We start from the raw sequence: 24684 nt of genomic DNA on the forward strand, positions 1-24684 counted from the left end.
AACTAACTCCCACCTCTTAGGTATACTTCCTTTCTTTCAATAATCATTCTCATAATTAAATCTTCATCAATATAATCTAATCCCTTTAATATCGCTTCTTTAACTGCATTATTACATGCCATAGTTATATCTGAATGACTTAGTGTTAACGCCTCATCAGCAACTTTTTCGAGTGACAGTAAACCATGATTAAAAGAACCTAATTTGTTGCTAATCAATTTAATAACTTGATCTCTATCCGGTAAATTATAATGTATAACATCATCAAATCTGCGAAATAAAGCTTTATCTAACAATTGAGGATTGTTTGTTGCTGCAACAATAATACTGTCCGATTCATCTTGCTCAATAAATTGTAAAAAGGAATTTAATATTCTTCTAATTTCACCCACATCATTGTCTAAGCTTCTTTCAGACCCTATCGTATCAAATTCATCAAACAAGTAAATTGCAGGATTATGCGATATGAAATCAAATATTTGACGAAGCTTCACACTTGTTTCACCCATATACTTTGTAACTAATTTATCCATTACTATAGTGCATAATGGTAACTTAGTTCTTCCTGCTAATACCGATGCCGTCAAAGTTTTCCCGGTTCCAGGTTTTCCTGTCAATAATATTTTTCTTCTATTAGTTAATCCATACTTGTTTAATTTATCTTTCTGCCAATATTCTAATAATACTTTTTCGATTCTCGATTTTATTTCTTTATTAACCACTAAATCCGTAAGTTTTGCATCACTTAATTCTGTTCTCATTAATCCATCAAGTTCTTTGTTGAAGGGTATAATTTTATTACTTTTAGTATTGTATTTATCAAGTATCCCTCTTAAATCCCGAGCAAAAGTTTGATGACCTTTCTTGGCTTCTGAAGCAGCAATTTGTAGTACCAAAGTTCGAAACCTGTCATCATTACTATCAAAATGAGATTGAACTAACATTTTTATTTGGTCAGCTGTTGCCAAAATAAGCACCCCCTTAAAAGTTTATAGTGGTTAAAATTATAAAAGTGATAACTAATCTGCACTATTTTATTTTAGCACTAATATAATCTGTTTTAGGAAAACAAAACGATGTTTCTTTTCAATAAATACAAACTTTAACACTTCAGGATGAAATATCTCCTTCATTTTATGCCCTTTATTGCTACCAAATCGCCACACTTGATTAACTGTAACCGGCAAGTTTTCAACTACTTCGGAAACATGTACTGCATCGAACAAGGTACTTGATTACTTTAAAATAATACCGGCACCCCTAAAGATCCAATTAATGGGTTTCCGAATATAAGGGGGTTATTTATACCTTTACTTTCGCCTTACTTCTTCATAAAGTTCACGATACTCTTCTTGGAGATCTTCCAATTCTGCTATTGAATCACTATGGTATTCATATTGTTTTTCTTGAAACCATTCTTGAAATTCCATAACGAGACTGGTATATTCTTTTATCATTTGAGGTAAACCAATTTGGTCATCCTGTTTACTTAAATAGTCTAATGATTTTCTTGTCCAATTATCCCAATCCATTAAACTTTTTTTTGTTAAGTTTATACTGTGCGACATTCCAGAATCTCTATTAAAGCTGAGTGTAGCACCAGTGATAGGGAGGTTTCGATGTAGACTATAATTTCTAAGGTCTTGAATGAATTTTGATATTGGTGAGTTAACAAATAGTTCATTGATTTTTTCATTGTATTCAGCTTCGAACTCAGTACCTTTGTATTCATCCTGACAAAGCTTCCTAGTATGATCAATTAAAGTTTTAGCTGCTGCCAAGTAGTTATGAAGCAACCTTGTTATCTCTCTTAAAAATATTTCAAACTCCTCCCTATTATCAACCTTGAAAATATGTAATGCCATATCTGTGTTTGTTTCGTATAGATCCAGTAATTTCACAATTTCCTCATTATTTCGCTGGAAAGTATATATGCTTACATTAAAGTTCCTCAGTCTACTCATTAAACTCCACCCTTTAGTAGTGTGTATCTGTTCTTGTAAATTCAAAAGTTTTTTTCCGACTGAACTCACAGAATCACCCTTTAAAATAGTTTTTGACCGATTTTATGTTTATTTACCTTGAGAGTGTTCAGCATTTTATAGGTACTCTCTCTTCAATTCATTGATTTTATCCATTACATTATCAAGGTCACTTCTTTCATCTTCTCCTGGTGTTACTAATATATGAGCTGGATAGTTTTGATATTGCCAAATTCCTTCCTTGAAAAGACATATCCGTACATAAACAGCATATTCCGTTTCCCCATTTTTACCCCAGTCTACCTCACCGAAACAAATGTGGTATTGACGTCCTTTGTTTTGATTGGAACTGACGATATGTTTACTAAGTGGGTCTTTATAAACAGGATTTTCATTCATCTTTTCAACACCTCCATTGTTTATAAATACATTTTAAGTGTTAGAATAAAATCATTTGAAATAAAAGCTCTGCTCCTTCGTTATTTAATGGGCGTTCCATTTTGATTTGCCTCTATAAGCCGTTTGAATAACTTGCTGTGGTAAGAAACTTCACTCGGCTGCAAACCGATGTATGGCATTTAAGGATAGGAATGTTGATAAATAGGCTTTTCCAGTCACTCCTTTCAAGTAGATAAATTGCTCTTTTTAACTTAAGATAGTAAAATTTATTGAGTGAAGAAGGACGTGAGAGGTATGCCAACAATCGATTATGGAAAAACACAAATTCTTTATTGTCACTACATACAAAATCGAAAAGATATAAAAATTGCTGTAGATCTGGTGAATGGTGTAGTTGTTTACACACCTAGTGATGTTGATAAAAATAAACTAGACGAAATACTCCAACAAAAGGCGTCATGGATCACCCAAAAACTTGATGAGTTGAATGAAGTAAAAACAAATATTGAACCTAAAGAGTTTGTTAGTGGTGAAAAGCTCCCATACTTAGGTCGCAACTATCGCCTAAAAGTATTTAAAGAGCCTGTACAGTACGCATCTATTCAATTAAAACAAGGTCGTTTTATCGCTGTTGTGCCACATGGTTGGTCTCAGGATCAAATTCAACAAGAGTTAGAAAAACATTTAATTGAATGGTATCGTCAATATGGGCTTAAAAAGGTTCTTGAGCGAACTGACTACTATCAAGCATTATTAGGTGTGAAACCTCACTCTCTTCAATTACGAACGCAACATAAGAGATGGGGCACGTGTACACCTAAAGGTGATATTTATATTAATTGGCGTATTGTCATGGCCCCGATTCATGTTATCGATTATGTTATCGTACATGAGTTAGCTCACTTAATTGTACCTGAGCACAATGAACGATTTTGGCAGCTCGTTAAATCTACCTTGCCTGATTATGAAGCCTCAAAAGAATGGCTGAGAGTGCATGGTGTAGAACTTCACAGCATTGGCTAACATGATATAAAAAGGCATAACACCTTATCTTGATGATATGCCTCTTCCTCCAGCTGCCAATTATTAATAATGTACTTCCCCGAGTTCCATAAGCAGTCTTGCAACACTTTCGACTTGCTTATTTGGTATGGAACTAGCTCTAAGTTGTTGCTTGAGTTTCTTTCTCATTTCTCGTTTAGCATCTTCTTTTTCCGTCCAATCAATAACCGCATGATCTTGGATAATATCTGTAATAATTTCAGTTAAATCTTTAAGACTATCATGCTCGAAGTCAGAAGGCATTTGTTGCTCAATTAGTTGATAGAACGGAAGCTGTTTGGAATCTTTCAGCCCATAAGATTGACTTTCTTGCTCCATATTAATCATCTCTTCACGCACCGCTTGGTATTCTTCCAACAACTCTTCAATTGTTAATTGACGAGCCTTCCGTTGTTCGATCAACTCTTCTAAACGTTCTCTTAGTGATGTGTATTTTACAGGGTTCTCATCTAGTTTAATTCGAATTTCGTTCTTGATGGCATGTTCCATCTCAGCAGCTTTCGCTTCAGGTGTTTTCAGTTCATCTAGTTTCTCATCAAATTTATTCGTTAAGATGTTAACGGGCTCAAACAATACTTCAGGTGTTGAAGCATACACATACTCTTCGATAAGTTCGCGGACTTTACCACCGCAATCTGAAATATCCATCGTGCCGTCATCGACATAGTAACGAGATTTAGCCAGCTTACGAATCTTACCTAACCATTTCAAGTCGTCAACATAAGCTTTTGCTTTCGGACTTGGCATAATCATATCCATGCTTTCAGAAAACTTCTTGAATGCTGTGTCAAACTTATTGCGAACATCTTCTGGCTCTAACACTTTTAGACACGCTTCAAGGTTCTCCTTGTTGATATAGTCAAAGAAACGCATAGCCTGTCGATGTCTCGTTTCTAAACGTGGCATTTCCTCATCCACATGGTGCATAGCGCCTTTAATATCTTCTTCATGGAAAATGCCTAAAGCTTCTTCTAAGAATTGGGAGACACCATAATAGTCGACAATCAAGCCATGTGTCTTCTTGTCATACGTGCGATTCGTTCTGGCAATGGCCTGAAGTAAATTGTGCTCTTTCAATGGCTTATCCAAATACATGACCTGTTCAATAGGTGCATCAAAGCCTGTTAAGAGTTTATCGCACACAATTAAAAAAGTTAGCGGATCTTCATCTAATGGTTTCTTAAAACGTTGAATTAATTCCTTTTCTTCAGCACGTGACAAGCCGTACTGCTTCATTTCGTCTGAATCATTATGGCCACTTGAAATAATGACAGCCGATTCATAATCGCTTAGTTCATCCATTAACTTCTTATATTCCACAGCTGCTTCACGTGATATTGACACAATCTGTCCCTTAAAACCATTTGGTTTAATATGCTGCTCATAATGATCAATCATATCAAGGACAACGGTCTTTAAACGTTTTGGTGAAGCGGTGATGGCTTCTTCTGTGACATACTTCTGTTTGATTCGTTCTTTATCTTCATCCGAATAATCACGAAAGAATCGGTCAAACAACGAATCGATGGTCTCCCCCTGCACATGCAAATCAATGAGACGAGCTTCATAAAAAATAGGAACTGTGGCCCCGTCTTCCACGGCTTTTTCAATTGGATATTTATCAATATATGTGCCAAACGTACGAATCGTACTTTTATCGTCTTTATCAATCGGTGTTCCTGTAAAGCCGATATATGTGGCATTCGGCAAACCAACTCGCATGTTCATGGCAAGTGAACTGTACTGGGAGCGATGCGATTCATCAACCAGCACAATGACATTTTCTGCGTCTGTCAGTAAGGGATAGTCTTCACCTTCATCGGCTTGGAACTTCTGAACCAAAGTCATGACGGTGGCCCCAGGGCCTTGTTGAAGCAAGGTTTTCAATTCATCAACCGACTCGGCCTGCTGGGGGTTGGGAAAGCCGCAGCGCTTGAACGTGTTCGTGATTTGCTGGTCCAAGTCTTGACGGTCCGTCACGACAACAATGACAGGGTTCTCCATCGTCTGCATACGGCGGAGCTTCATCGATAAAAACACCATGGAGAGCGATTTACCTGAACCTTGCGTCGCCCAGACGATACCGCCGCGAGCCTGAGGATGTTCGCCTGCTAAAATGCGCTCAACGGCTTTGTTGACGGCTCGATACTGTTGGTAGCGTGTCATTTTTTTAATCACTTTACCGTCTTCTGGTTCATACACGATAAAGTTCAACATAATGTCAAACAAGCGCTCTTTGTCCAAAATTCCTGCTGTTAAAATATCCTGCGGGGTCGGATTTTCGCCGATGTCCTCCACGCGGAGAGGATAAGGTTCTCTCCATGCGCTAAAATGCTGAGCATTGGCCCCGATGGTTCCAACACTTGCGCGATCGTTGCTGGTTGCGATCATAAATTGATTGTAGTGGAACAAGGCTTCGTTTTCACGCTGATACCGCCGCAGTTGCTTAACCCCTTGACCAATTTGTTCTTCAGGCTGGAGAACAGGACTCTTGCATTCGATGACGACAAGCGGCAATCCATTAACGTAGAGAACAATATCAGGACGAATAGTGTCATTTGCGTGCGTATAGCTGAACTGGCTCGTGATTAAAAACTCATTGTTTTCGATATGGTTAAAGTCGATCAACTTCACCGTCTGACTTTTACGCCCGCTCCCCACATCCTGCTGGACGGATAAATGATTGATTAAAAGCTCGTGGAAGTGCTGATTCGCCTCCATTAAGCTGGTTGCTTCGATATGAGTGATTTTGCGCACCACTTTGTTTACATTGTTTTCCTCAAGCCAAGGGTTCAAGTATTTTACCGCATCACGCAGCCGCTCTTTTAAAACAACTTCGGTTTGGGAGGTCCGCTCATTATCTAGCGCTGCACCATGAACATACGTGTAGCCAAGCTGTTCAAGCTGAGCAATCATACGTTCTTCCACTAACGTCTCTTCATTCCACGACTCAACATTACTCATGGCAGCACCTCCTCGCCCTCATCGATCGACACACGGACCTTCCCTGTGAGGAGTTGTTGCATGAGGCCTTGTTTGACTTCTTGCAAACGAGGTAGTTTGGAACGTTCATATGCGATCTTTGTATCGAGTTCCAAAAAACTCTTGGCAATTTCAATTTGCTCATCCTTTGGTGGTACAGGAACGATTAGTTTTTTTACATTCCCCTTACTTATTCCATAAACTGTGGCACCAGTAGCGATTCTTCTAAATTGTTTTTTCAAAAAGATACTTTGAAAAGCATACTCTTTATAGGAGTTATCTAACATATGGGAAGTATCTTTGAGTGCTATCGTATGTAAACCTGAAACAATATCCTCTTTGTTTGAATCTCTAATAACAATATACCTTCCCACACCCTCCATATCTTCTGAAGCGTCAGATAAAACAATATCTCCTACTTTTACAATTGCTCTTGTTTTAATTTTTGACTCGTCAATATTAATTCTAGGTATTGTATCAAAGTCTTGTGTAGAGATATATTGTTTTGGTGACGCATGAATATCCCCATAATGTAAATAGGGATAACCTTGGTCAGATAATTGTGCTCTTGAAAAAGACATCCCACCTTCGATATCAAACAGTTCATCTATACTAACTAGTTCCCAACTCGAAGGTATCTCACCAATCGGCGAATCCTTAAACTCCGTATGCCCAATCCCTTTCGTCAACAACTGCTGCATTAACCCTTTTTTCACCGTCTCGGTTTGCTCGATGATTTGTTCCGTTTTTTCGATCGCTTCATCGACCGAGGAAAGGATCGCGGCGATTTTTTGTTGTTCTTTTAGAGGTGGTATAGGTATATGAAAGTTTTTTATTCTGGTTAAAGCTAGTTTAGGTTGTGCACTAATCGTCTTCTCTCTTTCGATATATTTTTGGACTAAATTACTTCTTAATACATATAATAAAAATGTCTTGTTACATTTTATCTCACTTATTCGGTTAGCATTTTCAGTAAGGTTAGCACCACTTAACTCCTTGGGAATTTCCCCAACCATCCCTAAAGTTCCTGCTACTGAAATATATAAGTCAGTAGCGAATATTTTATATTTTTTAATGGACTCAATAGCTGAATTTGGAACATAAAGTATATTTTCAAGTACAAGTCCTTTTTCTTTCATATTTGCAACCCTTATATAGGGGTGATCTGTATTGATTTCTGATAAAATTTCACCTTTCGGTAACCTTTTTCCTCCACTAACTGTTGCTATATCACAAATTTTAGACTTTAACCATCCGTCAGGCATTTGATTACTATCCATCATACCCCAACTCCTTCAAATACCCGTACATCTTCGCTTCAATCTCGTCACGTTCTTGCTCCAGCTTTTTCAGATCAGCGACTGCTGCTTGTACGTCGATCTCTTCTTCTTCTTCGGTCGTATCGATGTAGCGGGCAATGTTTAAGTTGTAGTCATTCTCTTCAATTTCTTCAAGGTCTACAACACGACTATATTTCTCCTGATCTTCCCATGCGTCATACGCACCGACGATTTTTTTGATGTCCTCGTTTCGGAGGAGGTTTTGATTTTTGCCTTCTTGATAATCTTTAGAACCATCTAAAATAAAGACCTTGCCTTTTTGCTCCTCAGTTTTATTACGGTTCAAAATCATGATGCTCGCTGGGATACCCGTACCATAGAAGAGATTGGCTGGCAGCCCGATAATGGCTTCAATCAAATCGTCTTTCAACAGGCCTTCACGAATCTTACCTTCTGCGCTGCCACGGAAAAGAACGCCGTGCGGCATGACGACCCCCGCTTTACCTTGATGGTTCAGCGTCGAAGCCATATGCTGTACAAAGCCAAAGTCACCTGCGTTTTTCGGGGGGATGCCGAAACGGAAACGGCCATACTCATCCGCTTCAGCTTCTTCTCTTCCCCAATTCTTCAATGAAAACGGTGGATTGGCAATCACGCGGTCATATAATAGAAGCTCTTTATCATCGCCTAATAGTTTTGGTTCACGAATCGTGTCGCCACGTTCAATGCGGTGGTCACTTAAACCATGTAATAACAAGTTCATTTTGCAGATCGCCCATGTATTTAAGTTTCTCTCTTGACCATGTAACGATAAATTACGTGGATCGCCACCTTGCGACTTAATGTAGTCTACCGACTGAACGAGCATGCCTCCAGAGCCCACGGTCGGGTCACATACGCGCATGTTTTCTTCTGGTTTAATAAGATCAACAATCAGTTCTACCACTTTTGATGGCGTGTAAAATTCGCCGCCTTTTTTGCCTGCATCATCAGCAAACTGCTTAATTAAGTACTCATACGCCCGTCCCAGCATATCGGGCTCCGACAAATTACTAGTGCTTAAGTCAATGGCTGTGAAGTGCTGGATGAGCTGCATTAACAATTTATCAGGCAATTTATCCTTATCATTAAAGTCAATATTGGCTAATACACCGTGTAACGACTGGTTCTCTTCTTCTAAAGCCTCAAACGCTTTATTAATCTCATTTCCGATGTCATTGGTTTGCACTTGAATATGTGTCCAGCGTGCCCGTTCTGGAACGAAGAATTGATGCTCATCGGGATCATACCAGCCATAATCATCATTTTCTTCATGTTCAATCTCTTTTGCTCTTTCAATAAACACATCGCTCAATCGTTTTAAAAACAGTAAACCGAATATGTAGTTCTTGTAATCTGAAGAATCTATGCTTCCTCGTAGAATATTAGCTGACTCCCAAAGGTGTGATTCTAATTCCTGTAACGTTAGTTTAGCCATTCATTTTACCCCCATATTTTCCTATCTCTATTAATATATCAAACCTACTACAAAGTGGATACGAGCACACATAATTTGTCATAAATTCCCTTGCAGCAATTTAACATCGTAAAATCCCAACTACAAGTCATATATCATTGCAGATCAATCAGCCTCTTTTGCTGCCCCCCTGTAAAAAGTGGCTTTTTAATTTGAAAGGAGGTGATAACATGAACCCCCGATATAAAGGGATAGTCGCAGTAGCCATTAGCACGAAAGGCAGGTGGCTTGGTCTTATCAATGTTCAATCTTTTTAATCGATTCATGTAGTAACTTAGTAGTCTGAAGTTTTTTGAGTGTTATAACCTTCACTACTAAATCGACGTTATTGCTTCGCTTCGTCTCATTTCACCCTTTTCACTCTTAAATAAGTTAGTTCTACACATAAAAGCAGAAACTCTTAAATGGTTTCTGCTTTATCTTTTAATTTATTATTCTCGACCGTTTCGGTGGGTCTAGGTTTATAAGGCAACACAAGTGCGGGTAATCTTACAAAAAATACGAACGGCAGTAGTATTCTACTGTTCCCTCTTTCCATCATGATTCTTTGACTCAAAGTTATCGAGCAAGGCATGCGCTTCGTCTGTTGACTCTGTGTTCATCAGTTGATTTCTTAATCCACTCGCTCCCCGGAATCCTTTGACATATATCTTAAAAAAGCGATGTAGGGCCTTGTACGAACGCAGCCCTAATTCTGAATATTTATCGTGAAGGTCCAGGTGCAGCCTTAAAAGATCAAGCAATTCCTTACTGCTATGATCTTTCGGTTCTTTTTCAAAGGCAAATGGATTATTAAAAATGCCACGCCCAATCATAACCCCATCAACACCGTATTGGTGGGCGAGTTTCAAGCCCGTTTGACGGTCAGGAATATCCCCATTGATCGTCAAAAGTGTATCTGGTGCCACCTGATCACGAAGTTCCTTGATCTCGGGGATAAGCTCCCAATGAGCATCTACTTTGCTCATTTCATCCCTTGTACGCAAATGAATAGAAAGATTAACAATGTCTTGCTTCAAGAGGTGGGTCAGCCAATCCCGCCATTCGTCTACTTCCTTTACACCAAGCCTTGTCTTTACACTTACAGGCAATCCGCCTGCTTTTGCTGCTTGGATTAAATCTGCCGCCACTTCTGGACGACGGATAAGGCCACACCCCTTGCCATTATCTACCACATTAGGTACAGGACAGCCCATATTAATATCGATACCCCGAAAGCCACGCTCAGCCATACCAATACTCATTTCCCGGAAGTTTTCAGGCTTGTCCCCCCAGATATGGGCGACCATTGGTTGTTCATCCTCTGTAAAAGCCAAACGTCCACGTACACTATGGATTCCCTCCGGGTGGCAATAACTCTCCGCGTTTGTAAACTCTGTAAAAAACACATCGGGTCTGCCTGCTTCACTCACTACATGGCGAAAAACAACATCCGTCACCTCTTCCATTGGTGCCAATATAAAAAAAGGTCGTGAGAGCTCGCGCCAAAAATTATCTACCATATCTATATTCAAACCCTCTCATTATGGGTTATCGCTAACCCCTTATTCCATGATTAAAAACAGAATATCCTTGATACTTTTACACTTATACCATGCTTAAGCCCTTTTTATCAAATAGATCGGAAATGGTTACTTTAACCATCTCTGTACGAGCCCAATATCAGTGCTAAAACACCCCATCAAGCATTATTGCACTGTTCGGGTTAAAATAGAGTTTCCTTAAAGAAAAAGACCCCGAAATCGCAAAAATATACTTTAACGATTTCAAGGTCAGAATAGCAAAGGTTTATTTTGAAGTTACACGTTTAAAACGAGTGGCGACACACACTTCCTTGTTGCCAATTTTTTGAGACATATTCCACCTAGAATCTTTGAATTAGGTGGAGAGATTTGCAGCAACAAGGAGATTCTAAAGGCACGACGTATAGCTTTGAGTGTTGTTATGATTTATTTTTCCGTTTCTTTTTATAAATGAAATGGAATATGAGTGGGGCGAATATAATAAAATACACCAGTGCGGTTAATAAGCTTCCACCATTCAGAGTAAAAACTCCTTTCGCTAGTATTTCCATTGTCCAACTTCCCCGTAGCTACAAGGTCCGTAAGAATGGACTGTTTCAACTAAAGATTTTTCTCCCCAATGATATTCTGTGTGTCCTCCGCTTTCGCACATTCTTCTAGGTTGAGAATAATTTTCTAATTGAAATTCACAATAGTCAAATTTACCAACGATGGGGATGCACCATCCACCTACACAAAATAATTCGCCCGTACCCCAGCGGGATTCCAAGAATAATTTATCTATAATTTTGGTTGGTTCTCTATACCTGGTAGTTTCGCAAGGGTGATTTGTTGTCGTGACCTCTTCACCGCCCGTAGCAGAACTATCGCAAATCGCATTTTCTTCATATGTCTCTTCTTCAATTTCTTCTAGTGACTCTTCCATTTTCTCTATATCTTCTTCATATTCATGCTCAGTCAGAAATTGATTGTCCTCGTCTAATTCTACTAGCATGTATTCCTCTTTGGAGAATTCCTCTGCCTCTCCATCCTCCATCATCACTTCGTAATATGTATCTCGTTCGACTATATCGCCTTCCTCTTCCAATTCTTCGGCTGATAATGAACCTGGAACTAACCAGATTAAACCGATAATCAGTAAAAAAACCCCTTTAAAAAAAATAATATCATCCCTCCATATAATAATATATGGAAAATATAACAATGATTAATATGGAATAAAATAGGTGGATAATAGGTTGTTATTTTCATACTTTTGTCTACGTGTGTTAAGGAGAAGCTCATGAAAATGGGGTGCCTCAAATCAGATGTTCTCTCTTCGTTCATAAACAATTGGAGTTAAAAAGAAACGCCTTACAAAAGTTCATTGCTGGGATATCTCAAAGTAAGATTATGACGACTATGTGAGTATCGTAGAAGAGCAACTTCTACAATTAGAGGTTGATAAAGCAAAAATCAAAAAGTGATGGCAGACAATCAAGCAACTAGCAAAATATCTGCCATCAAGAAACAATTAAATGAGTTTTTGGACTTCAATTCATTAAGAATTGAAATGCTTCTAAGGTTCGTTGACAAAATCAAAGTAACCGAAAACAAGGATATCAAAATATACTACAAGTTTGCACAGGTTGAGGGATTGTAACCTCAACTATTTTTTAAAACGATCTGCGCCACACACTCCACATGGGTTGAGTAATGATCGCAGACAAATGGTGTAGTGGTGTTTACCTTTAGACTAACAAGTCTTTCAATTATGTATAATGTCTTAGTCTTAGAAGAAATGTGTACTTTAATTAAGCTATAGCTTTTTTCTTAAGTATAATTAAGATTTATATATAGGATATTTCGTTATTATTGACCTCAGAGCAATGTTAAATGGAGAGTGTCTGTCTCTCCTTGAAAGAAAACTATCTATCTTACTTGAAGTTAAAGTATCCATTTCAGAGAAATATTCCATTTGTATTTCAATTTCATCTTTTAAATAATTAAAAGCTCGCTTCTGGCTATATCTTTTTCTTAATTGTAAAAGCTCAAGATAATTTTCTATAGAAGATAACTTACTTGTATTATTCAGAACGACTTTCTCAGTTTTAATTTTAAAATCAATAAATTCTCCTATCATTGAATTGTATGGAGAGACTATATCACTTTTTACACTTTCCCCCTTACCCTCTTCTCCTTTATTACAAGCATCACAGGATGAAATTAGATTATAAGGATTCATTGCTAATAAAGGGAATTTAGCTTTAGGTAAGAAATGTTCAACATAACTACTCGATTTTGCAACAATCAAGCCAATATCACAATAAGGACATACCTTTATATCGTAATTTTCATGAGCAAAGTTTTCGTGAAAAATCTTTCTATTGTACTGTTTATTTACTATCCTATCCCATATTTGTTGCATCGTAAAAAATTTTTCATAAAAGAATTTTACAAATATAATCTTTATCTCTTCCGGAAATCTAAGCTCAGGAATATTGTAGTCTTTTTTTACATTGATTAGGTAATTTTGCCTGACATATTGTTTAATTATTGAAATGATTACTTCTTTTTTATAGTTTTGGACAAGTTCAAAAAACACTTCGTAAAATTTTCTTCGCTCAATAGACCTAACGAAAAAATAGTTTATGATTTTCTGTTGTTCTCTAGGGAAATTTTTATAAGGGGTAGTAGTTTTCCAAATATCCTGATGCTTTTCAATAGTGTATAGTCCATTTGATTTTTGTACCGCGGCATCCCAAAGCATTAATAAGGTTGGACGTATTATTTTTTCTTCAAATGTATTTAGTGTTTCAAAATTCTTTTGATTCGTAATTTTCCACATTTACATTAATCCTCACCATCATGTAATTCGTTAAAAATCATAAACTTATAGAATGATTCACCTAAATAACCCATTATATATTTCAGTTCGTCATCACTTTTAGATATTTTTATATTTTCTATCAACTTAGTTTCAGCGTAATTTAGATTTTTACTTGAATGAAATAACTTTGAAGTAATTTCTCGCTCATTAGATAGAAAGGTATTAAAATTAGGATGGGTTACACTATATTGTTTAAACAATATAATGTTCTCTGGGAATAGAGTGTTTATAAATGAATAGGAATGTGTTGCAATTAAAAAATGTGAATTATAAGTATTAAATAATAAGTAAAACATAGTAATTATTTGTTTAGTCCATGTAGGATTAAGATGTAATTCAGGCTCTTCTATAATGATCAAAGAGTTATGATCTATCACACTAAGTATTGAAAAGATGCGATAAAAGAACATTTTTTCTCCTGAACTCATTGTGCTTAAATCTATTACATAATCTTCTTTATAAAAAGCTAAATCATTTATATATATATCTTCATCATATTCAGCATCCACTATTTTTCTTATCCATTCCTCATTTGAGTGGTTATTATCAATATTACCTAAATCCACCCAACCACTCTCGACATTTAATTGGCCAAACTCACTCTCATTAGAACCTATATTTCTATCTAAATAAATTTTTATAACTGGTGCAAGTTCCAAGTTAAGACTATTTAATAAACTAATAAGAATCTCATTTTGAGTGATATACAAACCTAAAAACCTTGCAAGTCCTCGCGATAGTGAGCTGCCTTTAAAATGGTCCGCTCCATATATATTGGTGATATCATAATCTTTAATTAGTCTATCCCCATAGTAACTATTTGGCCTTCCTGTCTCATATTCACTGTGTAGCGAGAAAACTGAAGTAATTAAATTATATGGTAGGTATTCTTTTATTCCATCGTATGTAATATCGGGTTTTTCAATGTTCTCTTGTGTGGCCTTTCGCTTATAAACGCCCTCGCCACCTCTGATATGTGTCCATTCTAATAGTAAACATTCTTGGTCACTTTCCGAAAATTTAATATATATATTCATTTGTTCTTTTCTTATTTGCACTTCAAGATTTTCCCCTGTCCCCCCCTTTTTTATATCATACTTTATAATAAAATCTGAATGAATTTTATCGTGATATCTCTCTAGATTATGGAATACATTTACTATAAAACTAAGAAGGGTTGTCTTCCCAACACCATTTTCACCTACAAAGGTAGAAACATTCATATTACCGTAGTATTCTCTATAGATGCTGTTAAAATCACTGGTAGGAGTAATCTTTAGTTCGAAATTTTTGAATTTCTTATATTCTTTTATGAAAATATATTTAAGGAGCATAACATTCCACCTTTCAATCTAGATTAAGATTACCATCTCGTAACCCTATATCCTTAAAGCAATAAATGTAAGGTTTTTTAAATTTGGAAATATCATGGAATTCACTCGTTGTATCATTTATTATGAGTAAACTCGCATGGTCACACCATTACTCTATGTATATCCCTTAACATACTCATTCGTGATTACTTTTTGATCTGTTACAAACGTAACGCTGTACCTAGCTCTAGTTAAAGCAACATATAAGCCCGCTTTAGTTTTTGGACTACTTATTGCTTCATAATCACCTTTTAAAAATTTATTTACTGGGCCATTTGGATAAATAAGAACCCTATCAAATGTAAGTCCTTTAGACTTTCCAAAATTTAAGGGAGAAAAAATTTCCGGTATATTTTTTGTCCTCTTATCATATCTCAGCACAACAGGAGAGTATTTTTTTACATATTCAAAAACTTCACTGCTTCGAATATAGAAAACACCATCATGTCCGGTTTGTCCACCATTTAGGGAAGTGGTTTTAGGCATCTCAGGATAAAGGGAATCAGCTATATCACATATTGACTGGTTACATCGGAAACAGTCTGTCTTGTATTCAATGGAACACAATCCTTCTTCCCGCCATTCACTAAACAAATCAAATATGGTTTGTCCTCTATATTTTTTATTTTTCCTTGAATTATTGGTGAAGTAGGTGGCCTGACGATTATCTCCAACTATAATATTATGAATATTGGATTTTAATAATAGATAAAGGAAGTCTAAATCTGTACCCGCTAGGTCCTGTACCTCATCGATCATAACGATATCATATATACTCTCTATTCGATCAATAACCAAACCATCTGATATTGAGTTAACCTCAATTATGAAATCACATAATTTATCGGTGTAAATATATTTACCATCTCTGAAATAGTAATTTTCAATATCCTTTTTTGCTACATAACGTGTGGATTGACCATTAACGAATTCTATATTTTCTATTCTTTTCTTCTCATATAATAAATTTTGATAAGGTCTTACACATTCCCTTAGTAAAAAGGAATACCATGTTTGAACAACAACATTTTTTGGGATATATCCAAGCTTATCAAAAAACTTTTTCTCAATTTCTTTTGTATTATCTATTGTAAATGTAGTTATCATTATTCGCTTGTCATTATAGTACAATGCTTTGTCAACTAGATCTGACGACTTCCCTGAACCTGCAGCAGCAATTATTACCTTATTATTTAATGGCTTCATTTATATACTCCGGTATAACAATTTGTTTTTTTGAATCAAATATACACATCGCACACTCACTTTTATTTCCTGAACTTGTCATATATTTAATAAGCTCTTCCTTAGAAGTATAATTTTTACCAAAAATATCATTTAAAACAGATAACTCATTCACTGATACTATCTGTGGTTCCAGCGTTGCATATCTTGTGTCCTCACTGTAGCAAATTTTAATTTTAGGGTGATTAAGATAATGGTCACCATATTTTTTAATAATATTTTTATCAACATTTCCGTCATTGTCAGTGACAACAGCCACTTCCTTTTTTAATAAATCAGTAATCTCTAAAAAACGTTTAAATGACAATCCTCTTACTGTTATGACATCGATACCATCTTCGATTGGAAGTCTATTATACTCCTGAAAATAGGCTTTTTGAACAATTAACTCATCTGATGGTCCTTCAACTAAAATGGCTTTATCAGCTAGCAATAATCGAAGTGTATCGTAACCGGGTAGTTTTTTAAAATAAGTATATGTATCTTCGTTTAGATCTCTTAATGTCATGTGATTGCTATTATTCATCAATACTACTTTGTCTAAGCCTAGTTTATTTAAAACGTAAGTGCTATGTGTTGTGATTATTAGCTGTTTCCCCTTACATTTTTCTGTGATCTGATTAATTAATTTATACATATTAGAATGGGATAAGTGATTTTCTGGTTCTTCAATTAGAACTACCTGTGCTTCATCAGCATTTGATTCAAGAGATAATTTCAATTTTACTGAATTTTGTTCTCCCTTTCCGATAAAATCAAAAGGAATGTCATTCAAATATGCAGTTAAATTGGATTCCCATCCATTTTTTTGAGATATATCTAAAGAAATAGCAAGTTCTTTATCTGAGATTTCTCCAGTTTTTTCAGAGAGTGTACTATTAATCTGTGATATTGAGTCAATTTCAGAGAATCTCTCTTTAATATCTCTGAAATTAAAGTTAAGGGTTGCACGTTGTTTCGGTTCTAAAACATCACCAATTACGCTTGAAATATATCTATCCGTACCACTCCATGTTTTTCCTTCTGTTGGATCGATTAATACACATTTAACTGGATTACTTCGTGGAGTTATTGGATTAGATGCAAATGAATACCAATTAACTTTATAATACTCAATTGGTATGTTTTTTATATTAGTAGACTGTTCTATATATTGTTGATATTCTTCAGTATAATCATCATCAAACTCAATGGATAAACTTATGCCGCATGTATTTTCCTTTTTAAAATTGTTTGACCCCTTCCACGACATAATCTGATCATTTTCCTTTAAATACAATTCTATAAGTATGTTAGGAGGAACCTCCTGTTTACCATGTGCAATATTGTTTATATAGTCTTCAACAACTTTTTTATTAAAAAGAAAGGGGGTTAACTCATTATGTATAATTCGTTTATTTAGTGTACATGTTAGCGCTAAATTAACGGCTTCTAATATAGTAGATTTCCCTTGTTCATTATTGCCAACAAGAATATTCATTTCATCATCTAGTTTTAAATCTAGATATTCAATTGATTTATAATTTTTAATAACTACTTTTTCTATCAAAGAGTTAACTCCTTTCAAATACTGTAATATAAACTCTGTACACAAAAGTAAACAGAAGTATACCCTAACGGCGCTACCTTCTGCTTATCATGATGTTTTGATATTAGTTTGTTACATGAAATTGTTGGATTCTATTTATTATTTTGAATTCATTGTCTATTATTGTCAATTAAAAATAATAGTATTTGACTCACTTATAAATTCACCTGGTATTGGCAATACTTTAAACTAACTTGTTAAGTGCAACTTGTATGTCTGACAAAGAAGAGATGCTCAAGCATCTCTTCTTTGTTTATTTTGACCTAAAGGCTGGATGTATGGTTACACCCTATACTTCTTAAAATTCTCTGCCTGCTCAAATATCTCTTTAAAAATTTCATCTTTAGGTGCAGGAGGGTAATCATTTTCAGCAAGTGTTATAATAAGATTTGACCAGTCAGTATACCTTGCTTTATCGTCAATAATTGCCTTAACTTCCTGCGATAATTTAATAAGTTTATCGTGTGGGTATTCAAATTCATATTTCTCGGAAATTGCTTTGAGGATATCGTAAAAGGCCTTTTCCTCGTAATCAATTCCATCTTTTTCAAATGGTTCACTGCCTTCTATTTTCCGCCATGCATAAAAGAAATCATATGGAGCAAATAGGGAAGCAGCTCTATTATTTACTCCATCACTAATGACACAAAATGCGTTATACTTAAAAAGCTCAGGGATACCCCTCTGATAACGGACAGTCAACTGTCTAAAGGCATCCTTTATGTCGTATTTACTTTAACAGCACTCTTGAATTCTATTACTACCAGAGGTAATCCATTTACATAAACGATTGCATCAGGAAGACGTTTTTCATATCCTTGTATCTCTAACTGATTAACAATTTTAAATAGATTGTTTTCTAACTTTTCAAAGTCTATCAACTGTATATATAAATCTTTTTTGCTACGGATTTCTCTTTTTAGAACAAAGCCATCAGTGATCATTTTGATAATGGCTTTGTTGCTTTCGTACACAGTTGAAGCAGGAAACCCTTATTGGCTTCCTCCTTCTTCTTTTAATACTATCTGCGACACACACTCCACATGCGTCGTCTGCGGGAACATGTCCACAGGTTGGACTTCCTGGGCTTCGTAGCCGCCTTCGGCGAGGATGTTGATGTCGCGGGCGAGGGTGGCTGGGTTGCAGGAGACGTAGACGATGCGTTCGGGTTTCATGTCGAGCATGGTTTTTAGTAGCTTTTCGTCGCAGCCTTTTCTTGGTGGGTCGACGACGATGACGTCTGGTTTGATGCCCATTGCTTCATACCACCAGGGGATGACGTCTTCGGCGTTGCCGACTTTGAAGGTGGCGTTATCAATGTTGTTGAGGCGGGCGTTTTGGGTGGCGTCGGCGATCGCTGGGCCGACGCTGTCGACGCCGTAGACATGGGCGGCTTTTTCGGCGAGAAAAAGGGAGATCGTGCCGATGCCGCAGTAGGCGTCGATGACGGTTTCGCCGCCTTTTAGTTGCGCGTAATTGAGCGCTTGTTCGTATAGTACTTTCGTTTGCTCTGGATTGACCTGGTAAAAAGAGCGTGCTGAGAGCGCGAACTTGGTTGTGCCAATCGTGTCATAAATATAGTCATCGCCCCAGAGTGTATTTGTTGTTTCTCCGAAAATGACGTTCGTGTTTTCGGGGTTGATGTTATGGACAATCGATTTCAGCGTCGGGATGCGGTCGCGCATTTTCTCGATGATCTCATCCTGGTTTGGCAGCTCTTTCGTGTTTGTGATTAAGATCACCATCACGTCTCCGCTTGAAGCTGCGTGCCGTGCGGTAATATGGCGGATGACGCCGCGGCCTTGCTCTTCGTCGTAGGCTTCGATCCCTTCTTCATCGAGAATTCGTTTGGTGATTTGGACGGCATCGTCATTTTCGTTGGCTTGAATGATGCAGCTCTCCATATCGATAATGTCGTGGCTACGCTTTTGGTAGAAGCCTGCTTTTAAATGGCCGTCCTCGTTGGTGCCGACCGGAACCTGGGCTTTGTTGCGGTAGCGCCATGGTGTCGTCATGCCGATTGTTTCATAGACGGGCAGGTCAGGCTGGTGAGCAATTTTGGCCATCGCATCTTTCACTTGTTTTTGTTTGGCTTTCAACTGGGCGTCGTAGCTGATGTGTTGGAGCTGGCAGCCGCCGCACCATTTATAGATCGGGCACGGTGGTTCGACGCGGTCCGGGCTTTCTTCTTGAAGCTCTACTAAGCGGCCAAAGCCGTGGTTCTTTTTCGTTTTGATCACTTTGATGGTCGCTTTTTCTCCTGGTATGGCGTTTGGCACAAAGAGGGCGTAGCCATCAACTTTGGCAACGCCTTGTCCTTCATGAGTTAAGTCTTCAATGGTTGCTTCAATCGTTTCATTTTTTTGGACGGGAAGGTTGTGGGTTGCTTGCGCCGGCTGCTTGCGGTGGTCGCGCTTTGCGCGGCTGCCGCGTCGTGCTGAGTGTTTGGCCATGCTCGGACTTCCTTTCTTTCCTAAATAAGGTTGGGGCTTGTGCCGTTCGTTCGGTTTGTCTTATTGTATCATGTTCGGAAGGGATAGGTTAAATGCGAGCTGTGTGAGAAAGGTTCGTCGTTTTGTCATTGACGTGTTAAGGTTGAGTCGGTATTCTTATGGTAGAAATTCACTCGTTTGTCTCATTCTAATGAAGAGAAGCATTTTCATATAGGGGGTTGTTTGGACATGCATTGGATGGTACTTTCAACGACTGTCGTTTCGACATTGATTGGATTGTGGGCGTTGTTTGCCTTGAAGACAAATCAGCAGGATCAATAATAGCTGAGCCGCGCTCTGATTGCAGGGCGTGGTTTTTTTATGGCTTCTCCCCTCTTTCCGTGCTTTCGGTCGACATTTTAAGACAAAAATCGACATGTAAGAAAACGTGCATTCTGGTTATAGGAGCATGCGTTTTTTTTAAATTTAGGTGGTTGAGCTTGATTGACAATTGAGCGGAAAGCGCCCGGTGGATTGGGTGTGCGGGAGTTTGAGCTGAGCGTTTGTTCAGCTCAAATAGGGAAGAAGGAGCGGCAGCCAATAGAATAAAAAAAGGAGTCCTTTGTAAAGCTTAAAAAAATGGAGCGGGTGCGTAGTGACCGGCTCTCGGTGCGCAGTCTCGCCCTTCCTTTGCGCAGTGACGAGGACGGAGTGCGGGGTCACGGATCATTAGTGCAGCGTGACGGTGTTCGAGTGCCGTGTCTCCGCCATTGAGTGCGACGGCGCGCGGTTCCCTTCCTGTATTTGCGATATGGCAGCGGCGCAAACGGAAAGACCCAGTTTTTTATATGAGGTAGAGAAAAGAGGCTGTCCTTTTGAGACAGCCTCTTTTTTCTTCTCTTCAGTTTCGGGTAGCTTCGTTTTCTTCCTCGGCTGGCGGGGCGAGCATATCAAAGTGATGATAAAGGTTGACGAACTCAGCTGGCAGCATGCCTCCGTACTCTCCGTCGAGGTTTAATTCCATGTCGCTGTTTATGGACACTTTGATGCGGTTGGCCTGTACGTAAAGGATGCGTTCATCTTCAAGGTGCTCGCCATTTAGGGCTTTCATGCCGAGACGGACGACTTCGGGCAGGTTCGTTTTTTTCACGATAATCATGTCAAACATGCCGTCGTTATAGGAAGCGTTTGGGGCGAGTTTTTCAAAGCCGCCGACTGAATTGGTGTTGGCGATAAGAAACATCATGATCTCGCCTTCGAAGATTTTGCCGTCGTATTCGATGTGGACGGTCCGCGGTTTCAAGCTGCGGAGCTTTTCAAAGCCTTTCATGTAATAAGCGAGGTGGCCCATCATCGTCTTTAGCCGGCTCGGTGTGTCGTAGGTGAGTTCGGTTAAGCTGCCGGCTGCGGCGATGTTCATGAAGTATTGGTTACCTACTTGTCCTATGTCAAGCGGGGTCGTACGATTGTTGGTTAAGACGTCGCAGATTTGTTCGAGGTTATTATGGTGCAGGCCAAGAGCCCTGGCCAAGTCATTGGTTGTGCCTGCCGGAATAATGCCGAGCTTGGGGCGTTCAGGAAGCTCGGCCAGTCCATTCACCACTTCAAAAATGGTCCCATCTCCGCCTGCTGCAATGACGAGGTCAAAGCCTTCTTGTCCGGCTGTACGGGCAGCCCGTTTTGCACAGCCTTCTTCTTTAGTCATGTGGGCAGAGGCGATATAACCGGCTACTTCGAGGCGGTTCAATATATAGGGAAGCTGCTTTTTCATTGTTTCGCGACCTGAGGTAGGGTTATATATAATTCGAGCATGAGGCATAATCAGCTCTCCTAAACATTAATATATCGTTTCATTTCCAACTCTAAGCTTAATGGATTCGATTCCTCGGCTTCTTGTTGTATACAACCAGCTAGTTGGCTTAGTTCTCAGCTAGCACTTATTGATTACGAAACTTTCATTCTTCATACCGTTTTATTGTACCGTACCCCTTCAATTTAATCCAATGGTAAGGTTTTATGACTGGGTTTATTTCCTACCATAGTCCGTGTTCAGCTCAATTTGGTGACAAATCGTTGAACAAAATTGGTATACACCACTAGATATGTGTATCAGTTTGTTGTAGCATTCACACGAAGATGAAGAAGATCTTGAACAAACAGGTGATGAAGAGCGGGCTGAAGGAAGCGGAAGCGACAGTGAGGACCCGTATGTGAAAATGGCTGGAGATATTACAGAAGGACTGGGCGGCATGGATAATATCGAAACAATCGATAACTGTGTGACCCGTCTCCGCCTCCAGCTCCGTGACATGGATAAAGTCGATGAACACGCGATTCGAAAAGCTGGCGCAAAAGGCGTCATGAAGATTGATAACACGAATATTCAAGTGATTGTCGGCACGAACGTTGAAGCTGTAGCTAATATAATGAGAGAACATCATAACAAGTAACCAGTAGCTGCATGTTAAAAGAGGGCCTCTCGTTCCAGAGAGGCCTTTTTTGGTCATGAGGAACGGGGCGAAAAACGGGAGGGGGCTTACGCTGCGGCCCCCCAAATTGCCCCCTTAACAGCAGCAGTGTCCGTTAACAGAACGCCGTAAGACCAAGCCCCGGCTTTGGTGGCTGGTCTTGCGTTTTTACAGATGCTGGTTATTTTTCTCTAATATACACGCGGGCTTCGTAAGGTTTGAGTGCGCGGTCGCCGAGCTGCTTTTCTCCGTCTAGCGGTTGATTGTGCAAAACGAGCGTGTTGTCGTTCTGAAGTTCGAGCTCACCGCTTGCATCGATGTCTGCTTTTTCCTCGCTTAAATTGGCGATGATAACCGCTTCCTGGCCAGGCAGGGTGCGGGTGTAGACGTATAATCTCTCATCGTCCGGCAGCAGGAGATCATAGCTTCCATATGTGAAAATGTCCGCTGTTTTTTTCAACGTAATCATGGCTTTGTAGTAGTTTAGTACTGAGTTTGGGTCTTCGCTTTGTTTTTCTACGTTGATGTCCGTATAATTCGGACTCAGCTTGAGCCACGGGTTGGCGCTTGTGAAGCCGGCGTTTTCGCCGGCGCTCCATTGCATGGGTGTCCGGCTGTTATCGCGGGACGTCTGCCCGAGCAGCTCGATGATCTCTGCAGGCGGGTCGCCGTCTGCTTTTCTTTTTTCAAAAAGGTTTTTCGCGGCGACGTCATCATAGTCTTCGATAGCGGTGTAATAGGCGTTGGTCATGCCGATTTCCTGGCCCTGGTAAATGAAGGGGGTGCCTTGCATGAAAAAGTACATGGTGGCGAGGGCGGTGGCGCTTTCTCGCCAGTAGTCCTTATCATCTCCCCAGGTGGAAACGACGCGGGGTTGGTCGTGGTTTTCGATAAAGAGGGCGTTCCAGCCTTTGTTCTCCAGGCCTTTCTGCCAGGCGGTGAGGACTTCTTTTAATTTAAGCACGTCGAGTTTGTTGTCGGTGCCCCACAAGTTCAGGTGTTCAAATTGAAAGATCATGTCCATTTTGCCGGTTTCGCCGACCCAGAGTGGTGCTTCTTCAATGGATACGCCGTTCGCTTCGCCGACAGTGAGGGCGTCATATTTGCTGTAGGTTTCTTCTTTAAATTCTTGCAGGAACTCGTGGATGCCTTCTTGATTCATGTGCATGGCGAATGAAGGGACGTATGTTTGGTTGTCGGGGTTGGGCATATCCGGCAGTCCCGGCCGTTTTTTAATGTGGGTGATGGCGTCAATGCGGAAGCCGTCGATGCCTTTATCAAGCCACCAGTTGACGGTGTTGTACAGTTCACGGCGGACTTCGTGGTTTTCCCAGTTCAAATCGGGCTGTTTGACGGAAAACAAGTGCAGGTAATACTGGCCTGTCCAGTCCTCGTATTCCCAGGCGGAGCCGCCGAAAATGCTCTCCCAGTTGTTCGGCTCGGCTCCGTCTTTCCCGTCGCGCCAGATGTACCAGTCCCGCTTTGGGTCGTCCCGTGACGAGCGGGATTCAATAAACCAGTGGTGCTCATCACTCGTATGGTTTAAGACAAGGTCAATGATAAGCTTCATTCCGCGGGCGTGCACTTCTTCTAAGAGAAGGTCGAAGTCTTCCATCGTGCCAAATTCCTCTTGGATCGCTTTATAATCGGAAATATCATAGCCGTTATCGTCTTTTGGCGACCGATAAAATGGGCAGACCCAAATAAAATCAATGCCTAATTCTTTTACATAATCAAGGCGCTCGATGATTCCTCTTAGATCACCGATTCCGTCGCCATTTGAATCTTGGAAACTGCGCGGGTATATTTGATAGCCTACTGCTTCTTTCCACCATTCTCGTTTCATATGGTCACTCCGCTCCTTCTCTGGTTCCTCTTCCTATTTAGCGTTCGTTTTACGTCTTCCTTTTTTGTATAAAGGGGAGACAGCCGTACTAGTAAAATAAGTGTAGAAATCTATGCTCG

At 39.1% G+C, this 24684-nt stretch carries 19 protein-coding genes; 2 read left to right on the forward strand and 17 right to left on the reverse strand.

The features are described from left to right. Positions 1-2 precede the first annotated feature (2 nt). From D469_RS0111575 to D469_RS0111590, 3 genes are all read right to left on the reverse strand, one after another. On the reverse strand, positions 3-968 hold the full coding sequence (locus tag D469_RS0111575; protein ID WP_018923560.1) for an AAA family ATPase: 966 nt from the start codon (positions 966-968) through the stop codon (positions 3-5). A 342-nt stretch (positions 969-1310) separates the two neighbouring features. Then, positions 1311-1901 carry a hypothetical protein gene (locus D469_RS0111585; RefSeq protein ID WP_240473333.1) on the reverse strand — a complete coding sequence of 197 codons (591 nt, stop codon included), beginning with the start codon at positions 1899-1901 and terminating at the stop codon, positions 1311-1313. 198 nt (positions 1902-2099) lie between these two features. Then, entirely contained in the window at positions 2100-2381 is a 282-nt protein-coding gene (locus tag D469_RS0111590; protein ID WP_018923563.1) for a hypothetical protein, read from the reverse strand. Between the two features lie 294 nt (positions 2382-2675). Between D469_RS0111590 and D469_RS0111595 the strand changes: the two genes are divergently transcribed. Further along, positions 2676-3404 carry a M48 family metallopeptidase gene (locus D469_RS0111595; RefSeq protein ID WP_018923564.1) on the forward strand — a complete coding sequence of 243 codons (729 nt, stop codon included), beginning with the start codon at positions 2676-2678 and terminating at the stop codon, positions 3402-3404. A 63-nt stretch (positions 3405-3467) separates the two neighbouring features. Here the strand turns inward: D469_RS0111595 and D469_RS0111600 are convergent, their stop codons facing one another. The 13 genes from D469_RS0111600 to D469_RS0111680 all read right to left on the reverse strand — a co-directional run bounded on the left by D469_RS0111600 (position 3468) and on the right by D469_RS0111680 (position 22070). Beyond that, entirely contained in the window at positions 3468-6407 is a 2940-nt protein-coding gene (locus D469_RS0111600; RefSeq protein ID WP_018923565.1) for a type I restriction endonuclease subunit R, read from the reverse strand. After that, positions 6404-7708, reverse strand: coding sequence for a restriction endonuclease subunit S (locus tag D469_RS21205; protein WP_018923566.1), 1305 nt, complete (start codon positions 7706-7708; stop codon positions 6404-6406). The genes D469_RS0111600 and D469_RS21205 overlap by 4 nt, the downstream gene beginning before the upstream one ends. After that, a complete protein-coding gene (locus tag D469_RS0111610) occupies positions 7698-9182 on the reverse strand; it encodes a type I restriction-modification system subunit M (protein WP_018923567.1) in 1485 nt (494 codons plus the stop codon). Before D469_RS0111610 ends, D469_RS21205 begins: the two co-directional genes overlap by 11 nt. 557 nt (positions 9183-9739) lie before the next feature. Next, on the reverse strand, positions 9740-10723 hold the full coding sequence (locus D469_RS0111620; protein ID WP_018923568.1) for a tRNA dihydrouridine synthase: 984 nt from the start codon (positions 10721-10723) through the stop codon (positions 9740-9742). A gap of 559 nt (positions 10724-11282) precedes the next feature. Beyond that, on the reverse strand, positions 11283-11948 hold the full coding sequence (locus tag D469_RS0111630) for a hypothetical protein (RefSeq protein ID WP_018923570.1): 666 nt from the start codon (positions 11946-11948) through the stop codon (positions 11283-11285). A 618-nt stretch (positions 11949-12566) separates the two neighbouring features. Further along, a complete protein-coding gene (locus tag D469_RS0111640) occupies positions 12567-13571 on the reverse strand; it encodes a hypothetical protein (RefSeq protein ID WP_018923572.1) in 1005 nt (334 codons plus the stop codon). A gap of 5 nt (positions 13572-13576) precedes the next feature. Further along, positions 13577-14947 carry an AAA family ATPase gene (locus tag D469_RS0111645; protein ID WP_018923573.1) on the reverse strand — a complete coding sequence of 457 codons (1371 nt, stop codon included), beginning with the start codon at positions 14945-14947 and terminating at the stop codon, positions 13577-13579. Positions 14948-15100: 153 nt separating this feature from the next. After that, complete coding sequence (locus D469_RS20245) at positions 15101-16192, reverse strand: UvrD-helicase domain-containing protein (protein ID WP_018923574.1); 1092 nt, start codon at positions 16190-16192, stop codon at positions 15101-15103. Then, complete coding sequence (locus D469_RS0111655; protein ID WP_018923575.1) at positions 16176-17780, reverse strand: ATP-dependent nuclease; 1605 nt, start codon at positions 17778-17780, stop codon at positions 16176-16178. The genes D469_RS20245 and D469_RS0111655 overlap by 17 nt, the downstream gene beginning before the upstream one ends. A 321-nt stretch (positions 17781-18101) precedes the next feature. Then, positions 18102-18521, reverse strand: a complete 420-nt coding sequence (locus D469_RS22580) for a type I restriction enzyme endonuclease domain-containing protein (RefSeq protein ID WP_026286216.1) — start codon at positions 18519-18521, stop codon at positions 18102-18104. Positions 18522-18538: 17 nt separating this feature from the next. Further along, positions 18539-18793, reverse strand: coding sequence for a type I restriction endonuclease (locus D469_RS22585; protein ID WP_026286217.1), 255 nt, complete (start codon positions 18791-18793; stop codon positions 18539-18541). 18 nt (positions 18794-18811) lie between these two features. Continuing rightward, positions 18812-20272: a 23S rRNA (uracil(1939)-C(5))-methyltransferase RlmD gene (gene rlmD / locus D469_RS0111670; protein ID WP_018923576.1), complete on the reverse strand. Its 1461-nt coding sequence runs from the start codon at positions 20270-20272 to the stop codon at positions 18812-18814. Between the two features lie 880 nt (positions 20273-21152). Next, a complete protein-coding gene (locus tag D469_RS0111680) occupies positions 21153-22070 on the reverse strand; it encodes a diacylglycerol kinase (protein ID WP_018923578.1) in 918 nt (305 codons plus the stop codon). A gap of 397 nt (positions 22071-22467) precedes the next feature. Between D469_RS0111680 and D469_RS0111685 the strand changes: the two genes are divergently transcribed. Next, positions 22468-22701 carry a PTS sugar transporter subunit IIB gene (locus D469_RS0111685; RefSeq protein WP_018923579.1) on the forward strand — a complete coding sequence of 78 codons (234 nt, stop codon included), beginning with the start codon at positions 22468-22470 and terminating at the stop codon, positions 22699-22701. A gap of 199 nt (positions 22702-22900) precedes the next feature. Here the strand turns inward: D469_RS0111685 and D469_RS0111690 are convergent, their stop codons facing one another. Continuing rightward, complete coding sequence (locus D469_RS0111690; protein WP_018923580.1) at positions 22901-24565, reverse strand: glycoside hydrolase family 13 protein; 1665 nt, start codon at positions 24563-24565, stop codon at positions 22901-22903. Positions 24566-24684: the final 119 nt, after the last annotated feature.

Source organism: Salsuginibacillus kocurii DSM 18087 (assembly GCF_000377705.1).
Lineage (GTDB): Bacteria > Bacillota > Bacilli > Bacillales > Marinococcaceae > Salsuginibacillus > Salsuginibacillus kocurii.